Origin of the sequence: Xanthomonas euroxanthea (genome assembly GCF_900476395.1) — a bacterium.
GTDB classification, from domain to species: Bacteria; Pseudomonadota; Gammaproteobacteria; order Xanthomonadales; family Xanthomonadaceae; genus Xanthomonas; species Xanthomonas euroxanthea.
This window is the reverse complement of the sequence record NZ_UIHB01000002.1, coordinates 339,942-358,608: the sequence shown is the minus strand read 5'-3', so window position 1 is coordinate 358,608 and position 18,667 is coordinate 339,942. Positions and strand designations below refer to the sequence as shown.

The following is an 18,667-nucleotide window of genomic DNA, read 5'->3' as shown; positions in this document are numbered from 1 at the left end:
CACGCTGGCAGCGGTGGTGATTACAACCAATCCCATGAAATGGACGGCTAGGCGTTAACGATATCGGATTAGCGATGCGGCGACAAGCAAGGCGTTTCCAAGCAGAAAGTATCGTCTTAAATCATGGTGGCATCGTCAGCGGCAGTGGTTCGGGGCACCTCGAATGCAACGAAGTCAAACCGTTGCAGAAAGCCTGTTCGGCAGGTTTGTTTCAGTGTTGACATGATCAGAGCTCCGCGCTTTGCCCTCTCGTTAGCGCCCGCTTGCCATAGGGGAGTTGCTGGCGCCATTGTCTGTCTGCGTAAAATTTGGATCTCGCCGGCATGAGCAACCCGAACAGCCCGCATGAAGCACGTGTCGCGGTATTGGTCGACTGCGACAACGTGCCGACTGACATCGTTGAGCACGCCTTGCTCATGGTGGCTCAGTTCGGCCGGGTCGTGCTTCGCCGCGGATATGGCAACCACAGCACCCTCACCAACAAATGGCAGGAGGTCCTGGTCCGCCAGGCATTCACCCCGTGCCTTCAATACCAATACGCCTCCGGCAAGAACACGGCAGACATCGCCCTGGCGCTTGACGCCTTGGAAGCACTTTCCGACAGCCGGGCCGACACCTTCTGCCTGGTGACCAGCGACTCGGACTTTTCCTATCTCTGCCGCAAGCTCCGGGAGCGCGAAGCCACAGTTTTCATCGTGGGGGAGCCAAAGACCCCGGATGCGTTGCGCAACGCTTGCGACCAGTTCTTTGAATGGGACCGGACGGCCAAAGAGGCAACAATGTCCGAGGCCCAAGGTGGCGACCTTCCTGCAGTGAAGCCGGAGGTGACAAAGGAAGAAGCGCCCCGCGCAGAAGCCAAGCCGCTACCCAAGCGCCGCCCAAGGTTCTTGGTCGAAGCCGTGACCCTGCTGACGGGAGACACTTCAGAGGGGAAGGTTGGGTTGGGAGCACTGGGCCAATACCTCAAACGGACCGACCCGTCCTTCTCACCTAACCTCTATGGCCACTCCGGCTTGCTCAATATGGTGAAGACCTACGATCTACTGACGACGCAGCGAGAGGAGACCGGCGGTTGGTCGGTCAGCATCTCGCACAAGCCAGAGGTTCTCGACCAGACGGGATGATCCGCACTGGATTAATGACCGACGTGGGGCGATAAGCTTGCGTCAGGGCATGTGAGCTACTCCACGATTGCGGCGTGTGGCGAGACTCCCAAGGACGACGCTGCCTAATGGACGGCCTCATAGCGGCATACATCGGATCTTTAGCCGCAGCCGGTGAGACCCCTTTGACGACAATGATGCTCATCAAGGCAGACAAACAACAATGACCGACTCTACGTTCAGCCCTATCCCAAGCACCTTTCAGATGCTTCAGAAGATCAAGCGCCCGAAGATGGTAAGCAAGCTTGAGCGCATTGAAAACTACATTTTTTGGGGGCTACTGGCTCTTACACTTTTCGGTCTTGGCGTGGTAGCAGCAGACAACTTTGATTGGATTAGCAGGCCGACTGCTAAGGACATCCTGTTGGTGGTGCTACTGGTTATGGCGTTTGGATTCCTAGCCCTAGGCCTCCTTCAAATCGCCCAGGTTATTTCGGCCTGGAAAGAGGGATATGAGCCGATGGCAGACCGAATCGACGCGGCCATCTCTATGGAGAGCAAAATCCTGGACGAACTCGGCACATGTAACCCGCAGACTCTTCGTGAGCGTTCAAAGCACATTGACCTTGAAAACAAACTGTTGACTCGCCGGGCAGGAATGTCCACCTTTTTTGGCGCGATTGGCGTCGTGTTGGTCAATCTTTTCGACGCAGGGGAGAAGGTCAACATGTGGTCCAACCCAGCCAACGCCAAAGTATTTGTTTACGCTGGAAGCCTCGGCATCCTCATCGGCTCGATCGTGGTTTTTATATTGGCGGGAAAGCTTGAGCGCATTGCAGGACTGTTCGGACTGGCGGCAGATCGCATTGAACAAAGGCCTGCGCCAGAAAAAGAGATTGTCTGACAGCATGTCGCGACCGCTCGCGCGCCCCTGCTAGCCCCCCCATTCCTAAATTGACATACGAAACATTTAATTTTGTCGCGCATTCAAATTTGTGAAATAGAGCGTATAGCGAGCTCTTGCGCAGCCGGGAATTATTGATTGGATGGGGACTTCCCCCACACGCAGGAGTTTTCATGACCACCAACCCCCAACAGCTTGAAATCGCCGGCCAGCTGCTCGCCGGGCTGATGAGCCAAACGCTGTCTGACGAGCCGCTCGTGCGACAACGCAACGTCTGCAATGCCTGGGCCTCTGCTGGCGAGCTGATCGTCTACAGCCAGAAGAAGCCGCCAGGTGGAGGCAACGCCGCTCAATCGTTGGACAAGGCCCCTCCAATGCCCTCTCCGGCTGTGCGCACCCGCGAAGCCGTCATCGTTCGAGAGTTTCCGTCGGTGGAGGAATGGCGAGCGGGCCGGAAGCCCAAAGACGCCCAGCTGGATCCAGTGCGCAAAAAAAAGCGCCCGACCCTCCACTGAGCCGGCCAAGCGCCCGCAAACATTGAGCCCCGCATCGCGGGGCTTTTTGGTTTCAGTGAAAGCGCGGCGGCTTGGGAACATAGACAGGTGCAGGGGCAGGAGGGACCGAGATGGCAGGACCTGGACGCGGTCCATCGGGCTGGTTCGCCACGTCGAGTTGGAGGGGGTAGCGCTGGAGCATGTCCCAGCTCCAGGCCTCCAGGTGCGCCGCGCTGGCCGACGCCTCTTTCTCGCAGAGGGCTTGTTCCTCCGGGGTCACCCGGGCCCTTGCATCGGCCAGCTCTGCGGCTCGGGCTTCGAGGGTGCTCAACCGACGCCCGCGCCGCTGCTTCCAGTCTCCTTGCGTCCATGAGGTCCCCGGCTCGGGATTGTTCGCCAGGAAGTCGTGCCACGCGTTCTCGGCCATGTGGTGCAGCTTCTCCGCTCGGCGCACCGCCAAGAGCCGCCGGGCGAACTTCATGGTCGCTGCCTTGAAGCGCCGCAGTCGACGGAGCAACTCGTTGAGGTCCGGGCGCAGCCGGGCCTCTTCGGCGAAGGCAGCCACGTGTTCCCTGATCCACTGCAACAGGCGCTGGGTTGCTTGGAGCGTTTGAGCCAAGCGGGGATCCGCTTGAACAGCCACTCCCCATTCGTCGCTGGCTTCCTCCGCGAGCTCGGAGACCGAACGTGGCTCGCGCGACGGCTTGGCCTGCTCCGCCTCCATCAGTCCCAGCCCGCGGGCAATGGTCGCCATGCTGCGGGACACCTCGATGTGCCCTGCCCCAGGCCCGAGCGGCAAGGACAGCCCATCAGAAGGTCGGCGAGCCTCGCGCTCGGCCTGGGCCTGGCTGTGGCCGTCGGGCACCGGCATGGCGCGCCCTTCCTGCTCAAACACGGCGATGAGCTTTTGGAAGGTCTCCTCGTTGGTTTCCTCGATTCGACGGTTCTCGTCCGAACGCTCCGACGGCTGGCCCCGCCGGGCCAACGCCGTGCCGTTTTTGCCGACGTGCTTGGTGGGCTCCCGGGAGAGCACGGCAGCCGCGGCCAGGTCGCCGCGCGCCAAAGCGTCGTCGGCCTGAGCGGCTAGGCTGCGATGGTCCACGCGAAGCTCAAGCGCGGGCTTCTCAAGGTGGGCATTGATGGTGGATGCAATGAGTTCGCGCACCCATTGCACTTCGACACGTCCCGAGGGCCCGCCGTCCAGTTCCTTGGTTTTGTCCGTGAGACCGTCCGGACCCATGCGCCGAGTCGTTGCCAGGACGTGGACATGCCAGTTCAAGCCGTCCTTGCTGCCTGGGCTGTGGATGCTCGCCTGCGCCGCGAACCCGTAGCGACCCACCAGAGCACGGGTGACTTCCACGGCCAGATCGGAGCGCTGAAGATCGTCGAGCTCGTGGGGCAAGGCAAACTCGAATTCGCGCGCGACGGTCGAATCTTTGCGGCGCTCAGCCGCCTCTGCCGCTGGCCAGAGCTGGGCGGGGACTAGGGCCCAATCGGGCGCGTCCTCGGGAGCGATGCAGCGCGTTTCGACCACGCCGTCCCGGCGGCGGTAGTCGTGGCGCATGCCGGTGAGCGCGTCCTCCAGCAGCAAGCCGGCACGGTAGGCGGCCGCTGCGACAGATGAGTGCCCCTTGGCGCGGCTGAAGGTTTTGACGTTGGCGTGGTAGATGGCCATGAGGCGTTGCTCCGAAGCGGCTGGGTTGCTTGGTTTATGCCTCGGCTTTGGATTTTCGCAAGCGCCCCCGGCGCTTGGGGTTCAAGGGGCGGAGCCCTTTGCGCACGTGTCACCATGTGACACCTAGGTGCGCTCTTGCTTCTTTCTTCTAAGCCCTGTTTTTCAGCCTTTTCGATTCTCGGGGCGGACGAAATTCGCGACCAGCCCAACGCTTGACGCAAGCCGTTTTCCTGGTTGACTCATTTCCACCAGGCAGGAGAAGCGCATGACCGCAACGAATCACTACCGAGACCAAATCCAACGAGCCACTGAACGTTTAGCTCAGCTGCAAGCGAAAGAGCTTTTAGCCAACCAGCGCCGCGAAGCGAAGGCGCAGGAAACAGCGAAGCGGGACGAAATCAAACGGCGGCAGCGCGTAGCCGACTTGGTTTTCTTTGCCGGCGCGCAGACACTGGACGACGCGGAACTTGTGGGCGCACTGTTGGAGCACACCGCTCGTAGGAATGACCAGAACATGCGTGAACTCATTCATGCGAAGGGCTCCGAGAGACTCAAACGTCATTGAACCCAAGCCCGCCCTCCCCTGGCTTATCGAACTCATTTAGACCGCCCTCTCGGCAGGTCAGCACACCACAAAGAAATGTGATGCAATCAGCCCTTGGGGGCAGGCCGGCGCAACCGGTTCGATGAGAACTTGACGGCGCTGCCTTCGACACCATAGACCGGAAGTCAACAGGGGGAAGAATGATGTCGAAGGATGCGGCGGTGTCGGCGATTGAGAGCGGGCTTTGCCTCGAGCTTAGCTATGATGGCTTCTCTCGCTTGGTAGAGGTCCATGCCGTGGGAACGAGCAAGACCGGTCAGCTTGCATGCGTGTCTACCAAGTGAGCGGCGGGTCCGTGAGTGGCGAAAGATCCGGTTGGAAGATGATGCTCATAGACAAGAGCTTCTCCGCGCATCTGTCCACGACCCGGTCTGAAGCACCCAGACCCGGTTATAGGAAAAGAGACCGGGACATGCTGACAATCTGTTGCGAGCTTTAGTCTGACCGCTCACAGCGTCGGTAATCAACAATCTCATACGGACTGGGAAACATTGCCCCATGCAGCTACTAAGAGCACGCATCAAGAACTTTCGCTCTTTGCGTGACGTTTCCATCGAATTCGAGGCTCACACCGCGTTGATTGGCGGCAATGGCGCGGGGAAGTCGAGCATCCTCAAGGCTCTAGAGAAGTTCTACTCGACCAGCAAGGCGCTCGACCAAGACGACTATTTCGGGCGCGACATCACCCTCCCAGTAGAGATCGAGCTGACCTTCGGTGAGTTGAGTGCCATAGAGCAGGAGACCTTCGAAAGCAGGGTTCGTAATGGAACCCTGACGGTATCGAGAGTTTTCGATGGAACGGCCTCCTCGGGTCGCTACTACGGCTCGACTCTCCAAAATCCAGACTTCTTAGCCATACGCGCTCTCGGTGGCGCAACTGAAAAGCGAGCTTCCTACAAAGCACTCAAAGAGGGGAACGCCGCTTACGCCGAGCTTCCCAGTGTGACGAATGCTGGGCAGATTGAAGTATGTCTACAGGAGTGGGAACTAGCCCATCCGGATTCGCTGGCCCTACTGAGGGACGACGGCCAGTTTTTCGGATTCCAGAACGCGGGACGTGGAGCGCTACAGCGCCATACAAGTTTTGTCTTCGTTCCAGCGGTAAGGGAGGCCTCGCTTGATGCCGCCGATGGAAAATCCAGTGCCATCGGGCGACTGCTTGAGATCGTTGTTCGCAGCGCCATTCTCCAGCGCAAGGATGTGCAGAAGTTTCAAGAAGAGGTGACGGCTCGCTATCGCGCCCTGGTCGCGCCTGCAAACATGCCCGAACTCGGAGAACTCGCGAACCGCTTAACCGGCGACCTCAAAAGCCTCTACCGGGATGCTGCCGTGGGCCTCACTTGGCGAGATGTTGCGGATATCGCAGTGCCCCTGCCTGCCGCAGACGTTTCATTGAGTGACGAAGGGTTCGGCGGCCCTGTTGACCGCCAAGGTCACGGACTACAGCGTGCATTTGTTTTCACGCTTTTGCAGCACTTGGCGAAGACCAGTCATCAGACTTCGGCTACCGAAGCAGAAGCAAATGCTACGGAGGAAGCAGCCCAAGCGACCCCACCAGCGGCTCCAAGCCTCATCTTGGCCATCGAGGAGCCGGAGCTATACCAACATCCGACCAAACAGCGCCACTTAGCGAACGTCCTAAGAGGCTTGAGCACCGGAAGCCTTCCAGGCGCAACGGGGCCAACCCAGATCATCTTTGGCTCACACTCCCCCATGTTCGTTGCGATGGAACGAGCCAATGAGGTGCGGCTAGCTCGACGGTCGAAGTCGGCTGACAGCAAGTTCAAGCATGCGCATCTGACTTCTTTGAGCCTTGCCAACGTTGCTGCCCGCCTGGAAAAAGCAAACAACAAGGCGCCAGGGACTTGGACGGCGGCGACCCTTACCCCCAGACTGCATATCCTCGGCACGGAGCTCTCAGAAGGATTTTTTGCTAACGGCGTCGTCTTGGTCGAGGGCAGAAGCGACCGATCCGCACTTCAAGCATGTGCGCGGCTGCTCGGCCTCGACTTCCATGCCGCCGGCATCGCCATCCTTCCCGTGGAAGGGAAGCTAAATCTCGACCGGCCCTACGCAGTGTTCACGGAGCTTGAGATTCCAACTTTTTTAGTCTGGGACTGCGATCTGAATAAGAAAGAGGCAGCGGCAAACCCCGCGCTGCTTCATTTGGCAGATGCTCACGCCAATTATGACGAGCCGCTCTCCACTCGGATAGCCAAAAGCTATGCTTACTTCGAAGACACACTCGAGACAACGCTAGTTCTAGAGCTAGGGAAGGAGCTGCATCAACAATGCCTGACAGAGGCGTGCGAGCCATTCGGCTTAACACCCAGCAAAGAGACCCACAAAATACCCGAGGTCATGCACCGCGTGCTTGCCTGCGCGAAAGATAAGGGAACAAGCTCCTCCACGCTAGAAGCCCTTGTCAACGCGATATGGCTACACCTAGCCCCTGATGAAACCCAGCTTTAAGCAACCTTACAGGTAGTCGTCCGACCGTTTCAGACCATCTTGTCCCCGCTGCGCCAAGCGCTCGAACAGATTTATAGGGTTCACCCCCCGCCTAAGTGGCTAAGCAAACCAGCTACACCCATCAGACCATCCCCAACTTGCGAGCGCGAGCAATAACTAAAATGGACAGCAATCAAGGCATCACAATTACCTCTATTCCCACTCCAACGCTTCCCAAAACTGCAGCCCAGAAAGACGTCATCATTCTCCCAGTATCGGGCAGCCTAGAATCCGGCGGCCATTCATACGCATCCACTGCCATTTCTCTAAAGAAATATGCCGAAGCACAGCTAGAGATCGACTTCCTTACGCCAATGGATGATCTCTATGACCAACGATCTTCGACTATCTATTTACCCACGATACTGTTCGTTGCCCAAGCCTTAATCGAGAACCAAGAACTCATAAGAACCACACTTGACATCATCACCGCATTCCTTAAGGACTCTGGGAAATCCGAAAGCGCACCCGTAGAGCTATCCTGCGTAGTGGAAGAAACAGAGGGGGCGCGCAGCATCAAGCTGGACTACAAAGGACCCGTCAATGGGCTATCCACCATTGGACCCGCCCTGAAAGAGGCAGTGCGTCGTGGAAAGTAATTTTTTCGGCCCTCCTCCATTCACCCATCCGGGAGTTGTGAAAACGTGCCTTGCCTTCCTAGACTCGGCGGGCCAGCTAAATCTGATTGTCCGCTCAAGCAAGCTACAGGTAGCCAAGACAAAGGAGATAGATGAGTTCATCGCGGAGCTCAAGGCCTTCAAACGTTGGGCCATTGACCATGAAGTGGAACGACAAGCTAACGAGCTCTTTCACTTCCAGTGCTTTATAAGAAGTGTTCAATCGTGCCTAGAGACTTGGATAAATATTAAGAATAGTGAGCCGGAAAGCGCCTGGCACTCGCTAATGGATGCGATTGACTACAAAGACCTAGCTCTAAGGATTAACGATTACGAAGGAATCCGGAACCATGAAGCATTGCTCACCGATGCGCGACGAGTGCTATTTCCCGAACACATGGTCTTCAACAGTCCCGCGTTCCGCTCCACACTAGGCGACTGTTCGATATGCGGCGCTCCATTCCAGTCCTGTAACCACATTGAAGACTTCATATATTCAGGAAGACTCTGCCGCAGGATCAATATTTCGATCCTCGAAGCAAACCACTCGGCGATTGTGAAGAATCCTCGCGACCCACGCTGCATCATGACCGAGCGTTCCGATGAAGCTGGATGTATGGTTAATATGCTTTCGCTCGAGTTGACCGGAGAGCAACGCGAGAGGTCTGACGATGCGATGCACGTGAAGGGAATTCTTCTTGCGACCAAGTCGCTGGACGTTGACTAAATCAATCATTAAACTAACAATGCGCAGAAGTAATTCACCTTAAATTAAGCAATTTGAAACCTCTTTGTTAGGGATTTCTGGTTAAAGAGTGCGAGGGACTGCGAGGAAGATGGCTCTTACGTTACATCCTCTTCATCTGCGTCTAGCTGCCACCAAACAGCGATCAGCATTTTTTGCAGGTGCTGGGCAACGTCAGGCGCGTGACTGCCGACGTTGTCTTCGAGGAGGTCAACCTCCTTGCATTGAAGCGTCGTGGTGCTGTCCAGGTGCTGCATCGTGCCGACCTGGCTGGGGAGGAGCAAACTTCTCCCTGCTTAGAGAGAGCGGGGTTGGCAAAGGCCAGAAGTGCGGCGGCCAGGCCAATCTTTTTTCAAGCGAGTGTCCTTTCCTTGGTTAAAACGGGCTTTCTACGTTGCCCACGGCAGAAATCAGCAACATGTTGATTGCCGATGGCTCCTTGCCTTCTCGCCTTCCTAAACAGCTGTCACTGGCAAGCGTGGTGGCCCCCGTGACGATCACCCGCTTGCCATTGGTTTGCTTCCAGGAGCGGGTCAGTATCCCGCTGCGGACCTGCTCAGATGCACCAGCGGAAGTTGGGCAACTCTCGGCCCGGCGCTCGTCCGACTCTTTGGGCGGGCCAAACTTCTCAGAAATCTGGGCGACTACGGTCGTCATAAGCACGCTGTCGTTGCGCCACCGGAGCGTGATCAAAGCCAGCTTCCCCCCTCGAACGTCAGGGAGGATTCCATCGGCTCGCTGCGCCACGGGGTCAGGACCGTTGCGCTGAACTTCTCCATTGCTGCAGGTGTGTTTGAGGACGCATCGTCTGGCCTGTCGAGCATCGGCGCAGCCAGATGCACCCCTTCGCTTGGGAGTGCGAGGACCTGGGCCTTGGTCAGCCCGATTTGAAGGGCGCCGATTCCGGTTGGGCCCTGGGCGCAGGCCGATGTTGATGCATAAGGCGGCCGTGATGCCGGCGGCAGCGGTGACTTTGTTCCAACGCAACCCGATCTTTCTCAAGCGCATTCAACCATCCCCTGTAAGTTGCCTTCCTGGCGGCCCTCGGACCTTAGCAGCGCCGCGTGCCGATGTGGATCCCCCAGTGCTGGGATACGATGCCGGCATGCCCGTTCACCAAGACCTCGCCTACGACCTCCTCAAATCTGTCAGCAAGCTGGAGTTCCAGCTTCGACGGCACGGGGACTTCTTCCGGAAAGATCGGGATGGGAAGCCAACGCCCGACGTCGCCTGGCGCGTGGTGGAAGCGCGCGTCCGTCAGCTTGGCGATGCCTTTGCTAAAGACGTTCCAGGCTGGGCACGCCAGCGCCTTCTAAGCCAACGCGACGTGAGGCCCATGAAGCAGAAGATCTTGGACGATGAGGGTCGCTTGGTGGCCCGCTTCATGCCCTGCCCACTCGATGCGGAATCGGATGCGGTGGCGTTGGTGGAAGCCATGCGCCAGGTCCGCAACAACCTTTTTCACGGCGGCAAGGAGGATTATGAAGACGATCCCTACGCGGAGGACGATGATTGGGTGCATGCCGCGACCCAGGTAGCGCTCGCCCTTCAACGCTCCCTAGATGCCGGCTCGCTTGACGCCGGCGCGTGAAATGGTGCAGCAACGCTCCCTCTCCGTTCCACGGACGGCGGTCGCCTGGAGCTCCATTTCGGCAGTCACGCCAACGCCTCCGTCGTCGTTCCCGCTGACGTGGGGTTGATGTTTGGGGCTTGGTGACGTTGAGCTTTCGGACGTAGTTGAGGCGCTGACGGATAGCCGGGATCTGAAAGGGATCGAAAAAACTTCTTTTCGGATGCCGACAGGCCCGTTCGACCGCCCTAGCCTAACAACTCACATCCCCATCGGATCATTCGACCGTGACCACCTCCCATGCCCAACAAGTCTGCGAAGACCATCTCCGAAAGCAAATCGCCACCAACGAGGAGGCTCAGATTGCCTTCTCTGAAACGAAAGTCGCCCAGCTACTCTTGAGCCGAAGCGCCGAGTTGCGCCCCGTCTACGAAGAAGTGGAGCGCTCATTGGGGTTCCACGGATTGGAATGGAAGGTCTTTTTGGACTGCTGCGTCTTGGCAACAGGGGCGTATTGGACCCCGGACAAGAATCTCGAGGACCGCGCCAGCAGGAAGCGCCTAGAAAAGGTGAACGCTAAGATTGGCGCGCTGTCCGCGCAGCTGGCGGATGTCCTGATCGAGCGCGACGACCTGTCCAATCGGTCGCCTTTTAGCTGCGACACGCTCTACCACCCAGTTGATGTCATGCACCAAGCGGGCCCGAACAACGGCCTCTACCAGTCCTTCCTAAAGAACGAGTTGGAGAACCTCACTGGTCGGTTCGAGTTGAAGTATTGGCCATCGCTCGCATCCATGGTGCGCGTCATCGGCCTGGATGCCGGAAAAGCGGAAGTGACTGCGGACGATGTCCGCACCGCCGCAATGTCCGAGAGCAAGCGTCCATCCAGAGCGGATTTCATCCGCGCCCTCCACAGCGGCGTCTCTGACAACCAGCATTCCGGAATGGGGGGCTTGCGCCGGTCATTCCGGCTCTCTGATAGCGCGGCAGCGACGCTCGCCAATGTGATTTTGGATCTTCCGCCAGAAAAAATGATGGGCGCTCAAAACGCGAAGAACGTTCGCCACCGCGACCGGCGCAAGCGGGCTTGAATCCATTGCTCGGCCTCGTTCTATCCACGGGCGGTCTCATGGTCGTTCAATGACTGGCTAAGGCAAGGTGGCGCCAGAGCTACCGCTACAAAAAGGCCAGCATCGCTCGCTGGTCCTGTCGGCGGGGACGTCGGCTCGAACGAGCCTCGGTAATCCCGCTCATTTGAGGACGGAAAGCAGGAAGTCTAAATCTTGCGACGCAGCCCTTTTCTCCCAAGCATTAGACGCCCCCCTCCCCATCACATGGTCATCCGCGGCCCCTGCTCCTGCTGGGCTGTTTGCTGCTGAGTCTGCTCCATCTGCTGCTGACGCACTTGGTCTTGCTTGATGACCTCGGCCTGCTGAAGGTTCTGCTGGGCCGGCTGCTGGGAGGCATCGCGTCCATCGACATGGGCATGGAACATGGGCGCGACCCCCATTCCATGTGGGGCGTAGACCGCAAAGACGTTGTGCGCCCCATCGCGGCCTAGGCCCCCGGTGACCTGATCCACTCGCCTCAGCAACGGATCTTCGGTCTGCTGCTTGTAAAGGGCAGCCGAGACGTTCCTAGTTTCCTCGTCGTTCCAGTTTCCGGTGCCGCGCACCCAGGAATGGATTTGCTGGTAGGTCGAATGATCCGGGTGAGCTGGGTTGTCGGCCAGCACGGCCTGGTCGCGGGAGACGGCCTGAGGTGCCGTGTCCGGCTGACCGACGCCGCCTTTCCCAATCTGCCGCACCTCCGTGGGTCGTAGCTGCCCGTCAGAAGTGTCGGTGAATCCGAAGGCTTTCCCTTGCCCACCCAGTCCAATGCCTGCCGCCTGGATCTCTTCCACCGAACTACCAAGCTCCTTTAGGTTGAGGCCAAGGCTAGGAATCGACTGGCTGGAGGCCCTATCTAGGTCACGGGATACGGCAGCCCCGGCGGACACCACGTAGGACAAGTAAAAGGCGTTGTAGTCGGAGTGACCTAACGCGCCCAGGCCTTTGCCGGACTGATCGAACTGACAAATCGCCACGGCTTTTACGGCCGGGCTGTCAATGCGGTTGTCGGTGTGCTGGACGCCCTGAACATCCATCTGGATGCCTGGGGCCAGCCGCCCGTTCGTGACACAAGGCGTGGTCGGGTCGAGGCGATAAAGCAGCTCTGCTTCGCTGACGTTGCTGTCTTGGTGTTTGACCCGACTGGCCACCGAATTCATCGATACCATTTCAGCTAGCGCTTCGTTCTCTCGGGAAGCGTTGATGTATTCCTTTGCCAGCGGAGTGATGTCCACCGTCGCATCGCCGTAGCGTGCGCCCTCTTTGAGCGCCTCATCGATTCGGTAGGACAGCTTGTAGGTGCTGAGGTCGTTGGAGCGGGCCATCAAAGCATGCCCCGTCTCGTGCCCAAGAACACCCGTCAGCTGGTCTATCCGCTCTGTCCGGGAAGGTCGCTGCAACACATCGGCGTTGACGCTGATCGCCTTTTCGCTATGGCTATAGTGCCCGCCTTCGTTGGGCGTGTGAGCGAACTTGATGTGCTCAAGGTCGCCGTTGTCGATGGCTTTGGTCATCACCTCGACCAAGTAAGGAGAGGACTCCACCGCCTCGCGGAGGTCCTTGGCTGCACCTGGGGACAGAGACGATTGTTGTTCGGTCTCCTGGAGCATGCGCTCAATGCGAGGGTCAAGCATCGCTGCGCTCCATTTCAAAGACAACGACCGTCACGCAGGTCGGCGCGTCCCGATGGTCAGGAGTCACGGCAATGTAGAGCCCGAGCGAGGGACCGACGATCTTGTCGAACGTGATTCGTTGATCGTCGCCGAAGGTTGGCACATACACCCGGAAGCCGTCGGCTTCCATTTGCTTTTTCAATGCGTCATAGGCGAGGCAGGCATTCGGGGTAAGGGTCAGTTCCACCCGGTGCCCGGGGAGCTTGGGCGCCCCCTTCCACACGGCCCACTCGTAAGTGCCCCGCCCCACCTTGCCGGTCACTCCCCTGCGCTCATGCTTGACGTCGGGAGGAAGCGCGATGCCCAAGACTCGCTCCACATTGGCAGGGTCGGAGTCTGCTTGAGCGTGAAAGGACTGGGCGAGCGCTTTGATTTGTTTAAGCAGTTGGTCGGCGGTGAGTTCAGCCCCTGGTTGCAGTGCGGGATAGCCGTCCCAGGTCATCATAGGCGCCGAACGCTCAGGGGCGGCAGCATCGACAAGTGCCGCGATGCGGTCCTGCTCGCGCCGAACGTCAGCCGAGGTTGGTTCCTTCATGGCTTTTTCCTGATGGGCGTTTGACGATTGCGCGCATGCGACCAATCCCAACAACAGCGCGCCTGTTGAAAGGGCCTTGGCGATGCGCCTTCCTTGACTAAATACATCCATGGGCACATCCGGGTGTCGGGAAGTTAGACAGCTTACCGCCAGCGCCTTGGCTCAGGCCAATCCGGTAGTCAGGGGGGCTATGCCCCCCCCCTGGGCGACGATGACCAAGTGGTGCAGCACTCGAATGTCTAAGAGACCCAGGTCTTCCCGCAGGCTGGGTGACCTTAAGGCCTGCTTCGCTGGATTCCGGATTTTCGCTCCGGATGGGAGCAGGGTTCTTCGCCTAGATTGAGCCAGATAGTGACCCGCCGCCGCCCTTTGCTTCCTTCACAGCTGCGTGGATGATCTTGTAAGCCTTGGCAATTGACTCGGCCGCCGCATCTGACTGACCTGCCGCACCGATGCCGCAATTAGTCTTGGCAAGCGCTGCGACAAGAATGTCTTTTGCTATCTCTTGCACTGTCTGGGACATGCATTGCTCCTTGTGTGAGTGAGCGTCGACTACACCACAAAATATCTCTCAACGGCGTAGGCAGACACGACTAATGCGGGTGGTCTCTCGGTGCTAACATTGCCAACACATTCATGCCAGCGGTCTTCATCGACCGCAGACAAGCCTACTTCTTGAACAAATCGATCGAATGGACGCGTGAGCAGCGACTGTTGCATCCCAGCAATGGAACGGATGTCTACGGATTGGTGCCGCAACTAAACTTCAAAAGCGGTCCACCTTTTCCCGCTGGCGCCATTCACCTGAAATACGGCGAGCACCGCGGCAGGCACCGTGGATTCGGATTCCAACATATCTGGCGGGAGCACTGCGCGCACATTGTTAGTCACGATGAAGCTATGGCTTTCGTATGTGAAATGGTCGCGAACGCTTTGAGGCCAAATACGGCGATCTATTACGAATTTGGTGAGCGTCTGGAAGTCTTCTCACTCCGCGCGGGCCAAGTGATTATTGACCTGGCCCGCACATCTGTGCCAGAAACATACTCGGTAGTGACCGCTGGCTATAAACCCACTTACGCAAAGGGCTCCCAGGTGGGAGCCCTTAAACGCATTGGACCGTGACGCCGAAGCAACCTTCTTAGCAGGCCGTAATGTCACCATTACGGGCGGTTCGTCGGCGCCCTTGCGGGCTGGCGTCACTACTCCACTTGTCGATAGTGAAGTGACCCTCTGCGGATGTAGCCTACAACCTCGACCAAGCATCACCGCCGGCTCTTGCCATTGGTCCAACGTGCATCATCCTACACATGTAACGCAGGTGTTACAACATGCTTGCCCAAATTCTTAGCAACCGCTAAGCATCCTGAACGGAATGCTGACTTAAGCGAGCGCCTAGGCTTGAGCCATGGCGCGACATCTTGTGTGTGCACCGCTGTGCCTGACTCCAGAGTCTCGATGTAGCCCAGCGTGGCCACGCCGCCCACCTCGGGCCTCGTCGTCTGGCTGCTGGATCATAGGCTCGTATCAATCTATGCACCGTTTGAGACGCCGCGGCCGACGCAAGACAGCCCTTCAGGTGCCGAGATGGCGCTGCTCAAGCGCCCTGTAGGGTTAGCGACCATTGGGTCCCACGTCCGGCAAGGTCAGATTGCGCTCCTGGCATTCGTCGCCCCATCGGTGTCGCGCCCCATCGGATGTCAGAAAGTTCTGAACCAAGCAGATCGCTGCTTTGAATATAAATCAGACTAACAATAAAAGGCTAACATTTAACTTAAATTCATTTTTTAAAATCGACAACCAAACCTATTTAGTTAGCTTATTTACTGCAAACAGTACGCAATTGACTGCGATAAATCGACACAAATCCTCTTGAAACCCTTGGTTTACAAGGCTTCTCGCCGGATAACGAATTGGCGGCCCCGGGAAGCACCCCATCGGGAATACGCCAACACCTAAGGACTGCGCCGCCACCGCAAATTTTTGTATCGCCCCCGTTGACGAATTTTCGTCCTGTCATATCCCTACTTCCATCTCCGATGGAAGTGACCCATGACCGCTCTACCCTCCGCAGCACTCAACGATTACATCGCTTCGCCCTTCGGCCTCCTGCATTTAGAAGGCATCCACGTCGGACGGTTCCGCATCGACCGCGCCATCATCCGAGGTCGGGAAGCCGCCATCAATCTCCAGGAGTGCATCCTCGCCGCGCTCGACGAAACCGGGCGGAAGAGCGGCCTGAAGAACAGCACGCGCTATCCCGCCCAGCTCCCCATGGGCACCCCGTCGCGCCCTCTGGCCAAGGAGATCGAAGATCACCTAGAAGACATGCGCCGACGCCAGCTTGACCCGAAGACCGTCCAGTCCACCGAGCGCACGTTGAAGCTGCTGCTTCTTACCTGCGGCAACATCTCTGCGGCTCGAGTCGACTACTACCACATCCAAGCGCTCTGGAAGCTCCTGCGCTGGGCCCCAAGGAACCTATTGTCGGATCCGCTGCTGAAGGACCTCTCCTTTGATGAAGCGATCGCGCTGGGGAAAGAGCAAGACGTGCCGCCGCTGGCGCCTGCCACCGAGGAACGCCACCGCCGATTCCTTGTTGCCTTCTTCAACCACCTGGTCAACGGACAGACCATCGACTTGTCACCGATGAAGGCATTCCGAAAGCCCAAGAAGGACGACACCATCGATCCCGACAAGGCGATCCGCCTGTTCGAGGACGCAGACCTGCAAGCCATTTTCGACCCCGCGACATTCATTCCTTGGGCAAAAAAACCGCAGTATTGGTGGGCACCGATGATCGGCCTATATACCGGAGCCAGGGTCAATGAAGTCTGCCAGCTGAAGCTGGCCGACATCATCGAGGAACGCGGGGTTTGGTGCATTGCTTTCCAGAAGACGTTGGACCAAGACTTGGCCGCAGACCCAAAGCGACGACGGCGCAGCAGGCAAAGCATGAAGGGCGCGGGCTGCATGCGCATCATCCCCATCGCCAAGCCGCTCTTGGAGGCAGGCTTCCTCGAATTCGTGGAGGACATGAAGGAGACGGGCCATCCGCGGCTGTTCCCGCTGCTCTCCGCGGGCGTGAATCGCACGACAGGGGAAACCAATGCGCGTTACAGCCAGCAGTTCGTGGTCGATTTCGGCCGCTACCTAAAGAGCCTGGGCTTCCCCAAGGGCGTCGGGTTCCATGCCTTCCGCCATACGCTGGCCACTGAGCTCGACGTCAACGACGTGCCGGAGAAGGAGATTGCCCTGGTCACGGGCCACAGCACCGATCCCCGCGACCGGGTCCAGGTCTTGCGCCAGCACTACCTGCACAAGAAACCGCAGGTGACGCGAAGCAAGCAAATCAGCGCGTTAGAGCTGTATCAGCCCAACGTGGAGCTGCCGCGCTACCAGCGGGGGCAGTTCGCTCAGTGCTTGGCTGACCCGAGCAAGTTTTACCCGTGAACATCCTAGCGGCTTAAGCATTCCACCACACGCCTCCGAACACTTGTCACAGGATTAAATTCTTTTGATAGATGATAATAACAACGTGACTTCAGCGTTTACAGCTCTGGCCCTGTCAACGAATTTGGAAGGATTGGCTTCAGAAGCATTCTTATGAAAGAGCCAATACCCCAGGATACCGATCAGAAATTCGATTTCACAGCAAGCCTCAACACTTTTTTCAAGTCTCTCTACATCCAGCGCAGGGTAAAGCGTGGCGTCTTTTTGTTGATTGCGCTTGGCCTTGATCTTCCGTCCAAGCACAAGCCCGTGTTGCGGGCGATAAAGTGGATCAGAATGTGGCTCTATCCATTTCGTGTGTAGGAGCAGATTCCTCAAGTGCTTCAGACTTGAGAATGATTGAAGCACGCATTCGGCATTAGAAGCCTGCTCACGCTCCGCCGCTGTCGTCTTACTGAGTTTCCGGATCTCTTTGATGAGCATTTTTTCGAGAGGCCGAGCCGTAAGGCTGTCGAGCTCCATACTGATCGCATCAGCATCCTTCCCCTCCGCTTTCAATACGGATTCGAATAGATCCTCCAGGTTAAGACAGACATGCTCGAACTTTATGCAAAACATCCCGATCAGTTCATAGAACTTGGTTGGCTCCATAATTCTGCTACTCCAGCTTGACGCTGCTCATGATAACGCAGTTCCCTAGCTCGGAAAGTATGTATACCTGTAGATAAGAAACGCTCGGGCTTGACGCACAATCACACGTCACCCTGCACTGAGCCGCCCGGTCTACGTCCAAAGTAGTTAATGTAGGAAATTGCCATGTCGTTGATCAACAGGGCATCGCTCGCCTGAACCTCGGCGTCTTGAGTGCTCCCATGCCCGATATTCGGAGTGCGGTTCCTGTAAATGTACAACTGGTGCAATGCATCGATGATATTCGAGTCGGCCAGATTCTTCTTCTTGATTTCCTTGACCACCTCACCCAAGGTGGAGCACTTCAAGCCGTGATACTTCTTGATCCAATTGATCATGAATCCTTCGACGGCTTGGATGGAATTCTTGACGGAATTCTCGACCTGAATGTTCTGAGGATCGGCCAAATCCTTACGCGCCTGTTTAATCAACGCATTGATTTTCGGATAGCGCCCAGTGATCTCGATCGCCTTATCCATCTCCTCTATGACCGCTTGGTATTTCACCTCGGCATGCCAAGTGCCAAATTCATGAATGAGTTCGTAACCGACTTGGTGATAGGCCAGCAACCGATTGATCTCAGCAGCTTTGATCTCCATGTCGTTGACGGAGGCTTCCAACATGCTCAGCACCTGATGCCAAGTTGACCGTTGGATCACATCCACAAGAAGGTCGGACGAGTAGCCTTCGAATACCGCCTCTTCATTATAGAATCGGTGATAGTCCTGATTGATGGTGATCGAAAGCATCCGATAGAACCGATATTCGAACTGCATGCCGTTGTCATACGCATGCGCTTTGTCAAACAGCAGCTTCAAGAAATCGAGCCGAAATGCCAGGGGAACGTGCTGATAATGCAGAGCACGTGGCTCGAAATCCAAACTATGTCGGCGGGTAAATGTATTCAGCACAAATCATCCTCAGTATCGACCAAACAGACCAAGGTCTAAGCGTCTAGCCCAAAATACCGCCAAACACTGCCCG

At 57.5% G+C, this 18,667-nt stretch carries 18 protein-coding genes; 11 read left to right on the top strand and 7 right to left on the bottom strand.

From position 1 onward, the window contains the following. The first annotated feature begins 323 nt into the window (after nucleotides 1-323). From CPBF1521_RS08705 to CPBF1521_RS08695, 3 genes are all read left to right on the top strand, one after another. The gene (locus CPBF1521_RS08705; RefSeq protein WP_115676737.1) at nucleotides 324-1,124 is read left to right on the top strand and encodes an NYN domain-containing protein; all 801 of its coding nucleotides are present in this window, start codon (nucleotides 324-326) and stop codon (nucleotides 1,122-1,124) included. 244 nt (nucleotides 1,125-1,368) lie between these two features. Further along, entirely contained in the window at nucleotides 1,369-2,007 is a 639-nt protein-coding gene (locus CPBF1521_RS08700; protein ID WP_181901172.1) for a hypothetical protein, read from the top strand. Between the two features lie 173 nt (nucleotides 2,008-2,180). After that, nucleotides 2,181-2,522 carry a hypothetical protein gene (locus CPBF1521_RS08695; RefSeq protein WP_115676735.1) on the top strand — a complete coding sequence of 114 codons (342 nt, stop codon included), beginning with the start codon at nucleotides 2,181-2,183 and terminating at the stop codon, nucleotides 2,520-2,522. A 52-nt stretch (nucleotides 2,523-2,574) separates the two neighbouring features. Here CPBF1521_RS08695 and CPBF1521_RS21775 read toward each other — a convergent pair whose 3' ends face one another. Further along, entirely contained in the window at nucleotides 2,575-4,176 is a 1,602-nt protein-coding gene (locus tag CPBF1521_RS21775; RefSeq protein WP_115676734.1) for a MobA/MobL family protein, read from the bottom strand. A 265-nt stretch (nucleotides 4,177-4,441) separates the two neighbouring features. On the opposite strand from CPBF1521_RS21775, the gene CPBF1521_RS08685 reads away from it, so the two are divergent. From CPBF1521_RS08685 to CPBF1521_RS08665, 4 genes are all read left to right on the top strand, one after another. After that, nucleotides 4,442-4,741, top strand: a complete 300-nt coding sequence (locus tag CPBF1521_RS08685; protein ID WP_100666201.1) for a conjugal transfer protein TraD — start codon at nucleotides 4,442-4,444, stop codon at nucleotides 4,739-4,741. 537 nt (nucleotides 4,742-5,278) lie between these two features. Further along, nucleotides 5,279-7,252 carry an ATP-dependent nuclease gene (locus CPBF1521_RS08675; RefSeq protein WP_115676733.1) on the top strand — a complete coding sequence of 658 codons (1,974 nt, stop codon included), beginning with the start codon at nucleotides 5,279-5,281 and terminating at the stop codon, nucleotides 7,250-7,252. A 161-nt stretch (nucleotides 7,253-7,413) separates the two neighbouring features. Beyond that, nucleotides 7,414-7,890: a hypothetical protein gene (locus CPBF1521_RS08670; RefSeq protein ID WP_147295431.1), complete on the top strand. Its 477-nt coding sequence runs from the start codon at nucleotides 7,414-7,416 to the stop codon at nucleotides 7,888-7,890. Then, the gene (locus CPBF1521_RS08665) at nucleotides 7,880-8,635 is read left to right on the top strand and encodes a hypothetical protein (protein ID WP_147295430.1); all 756 of its coding nucleotides are present in this window, start codon (nucleotides 7,880-7,882) and stop codon (nucleotides 8,633-8,635) included. Before CPBF1521_RS08670 ends, CPBF1521_RS08665 begins: the two co-directional genes overlap by 11 nt. A gap of 393 nt (nucleotides 8,636-9,028) precedes the next feature. Here the strand turns inward: CPBF1521_RS08665 and CPBF1521_RS21650 are convergent, their stop codons facing one another. Next, nucleotides 9,029-9,310, bottom strand: a complete 282-nt coding sequence (locus tag CPBF1521_RS21650) for a hypothetical protein (RefSeq protein ID WP_235858423.1) — start codon at nucleotides 9,308-9,310, stop codon at nucleotides 9,029-9,031. A 427-nt stretch (nucleotides 9,311-9,737) separates the two neighbouring features. Here CPBF1521_RS21650 and CPBF1521_RS08655 point away from each other — a divergent pair, with 427 nt between their 5' ends. Together CPBF1521_RS08655 and CPBF1521_RS08650 are read left to right on the top strand one after the other, a co-directional pair. After that, nucleotides 9,738-10,244 (top strand): hypothetical protein, encoded by a 507-nt coding sequence (locus CPBF1521_RS08655; RefSeq protein WP_235858422.1) that lies wholly within the window; start codon nucleotides 9,738-9,740, stop codon nucleotides 10,242-10,244. 266 nt (nucleotides 10,245-10,510) lie between these two features. Further along, nucleotides 10,511-11,314: a hypothetical protein gene (locus CPBF1521_RS08650; RefSeq protein WP_235858421.1), complete on the top strand. Its 804-nt coding sequence runs from the start codon at nucleotides 10,511-10,513 to the stop codon at nucleotides 11,312-11,314. Between the two features lie 239 nt (nucleotides 11,315-11,553). On the opposite strand, the gene CPBF1521_RS08645 is transcribed toward CPBF1521_RS08650, so the two are convergent. The 3 genes from CPBF1521_RS08645 to CPBF1521_RS08635 all read right to left on the bottom strand — a co-directional run bounded on the left by CPBF1521_RS08645 (nucleotide 11,554) and on the right by CPBF1521_RS08635 (nucleotide 14,063). Then, entirely contained in the window at nucleotides 11,554-12,966 is a 1,413-nt protein-coding gene (locus tag CPBF1521_RS08645) for an XVIPCD domain-containing protein (RefSeq protein WP_115676729.1), read from the bottom strand. After that, the gene (locus CPBF1521_RS08640) at nucleotides 12,959-13,651 is read right to left on the bottom strand and encodes a hypothetical protein (RefSeq protein ID WP_235858419.1); all 693 of its coding nucleotides are present in this window, start codon (nucleotides 13,649-13,651) and stop codon (nucleotides 12,959-12,961) included. Before CPBF1521_RS08640 ends, CPBF1521_RS08645 begins: the two co-directional genes overlap by 8 nt. 223 nt (nucleotides 13,652-13,874) lie before the next feature. Further along, nucleotides 13,875-14,063 carry a hypothetical protein gene (locus CPBF1521_RS08635; RefSeq protein WP_147295429.1) on the bottom strand — a complete coding sequence of 63 codons (189 nt, stop codon included), beginning with the start codon at nucleotides 14,061-14,063 and terminating at the stop codon, nucleotides 13,875-13,877. A gap of 152 nt (nucleotides 14,064-14,215) precedes the next feature. Between CPBF1521_RS08635 and CPBF1521_RS08630 the strand changes: the two genes are divergently transcribed. Both CPBF1521_RS08630 and CPBF1521_RS08625 read left to right on the top strand, forming a co-directional pair. After that, on the top strand, nucleotides 14,216-14,665 hold the full coding sequence (locus tag CPBF1521_RS08630) for a hypothetical protein (RefSeq protein ID WP_147295428.1): 450 nt from the start codon (nucleotides 14,216-14,218) through the stop codon (nucleotides 14,663-14,665). 927 nt (nucleotides 14,666-15,592) lie between these two features. Continuing rightward, on the top strand, nucleotides 15,593-16,993 hold the full coding sequence (locus CPBF1521_RS08625) for a site-specific integrase (protein ID WP_115676726.1): 1,401 nt from the start codon (nucleotides 15,593-15,595) through the stop codon (nucleotides 16,991-16,993). 54 nt (nucleotides 16,994-17,047) lie between these two features. On the opposite strand, the gene CPBF1521_RS08620 is transcribed toward CPBF1521_RS08625, so the two are convergent. Beyond that, entirely contained in the window at nucleotides 17,048-17,644 is a 597-nt protein-coding gene (locus tag CPBF1521_RS08620) for a hypothetical protein (RefSeq protein WP_147295427.1), read from the bottom strand. Nucleotides 17,645-17,745: 101 nt separating this feature from the next. Continuing rightward, the gene (locus tag CPBF1521_RS08615) at nucleotides 17,746-18,594 is read right to left on the bottom strand and encodes a hypothetical protein (protein WP_147295426.1); all 849 of its coding nucleotides are present in this window, start codon (nucleotides 18,592-18,594) and stop codon (nucleotides 17,746-17,748) included. Between the last annotated feature and the right edge of the window lie 73 nt (nucleotides 18,595-18,667).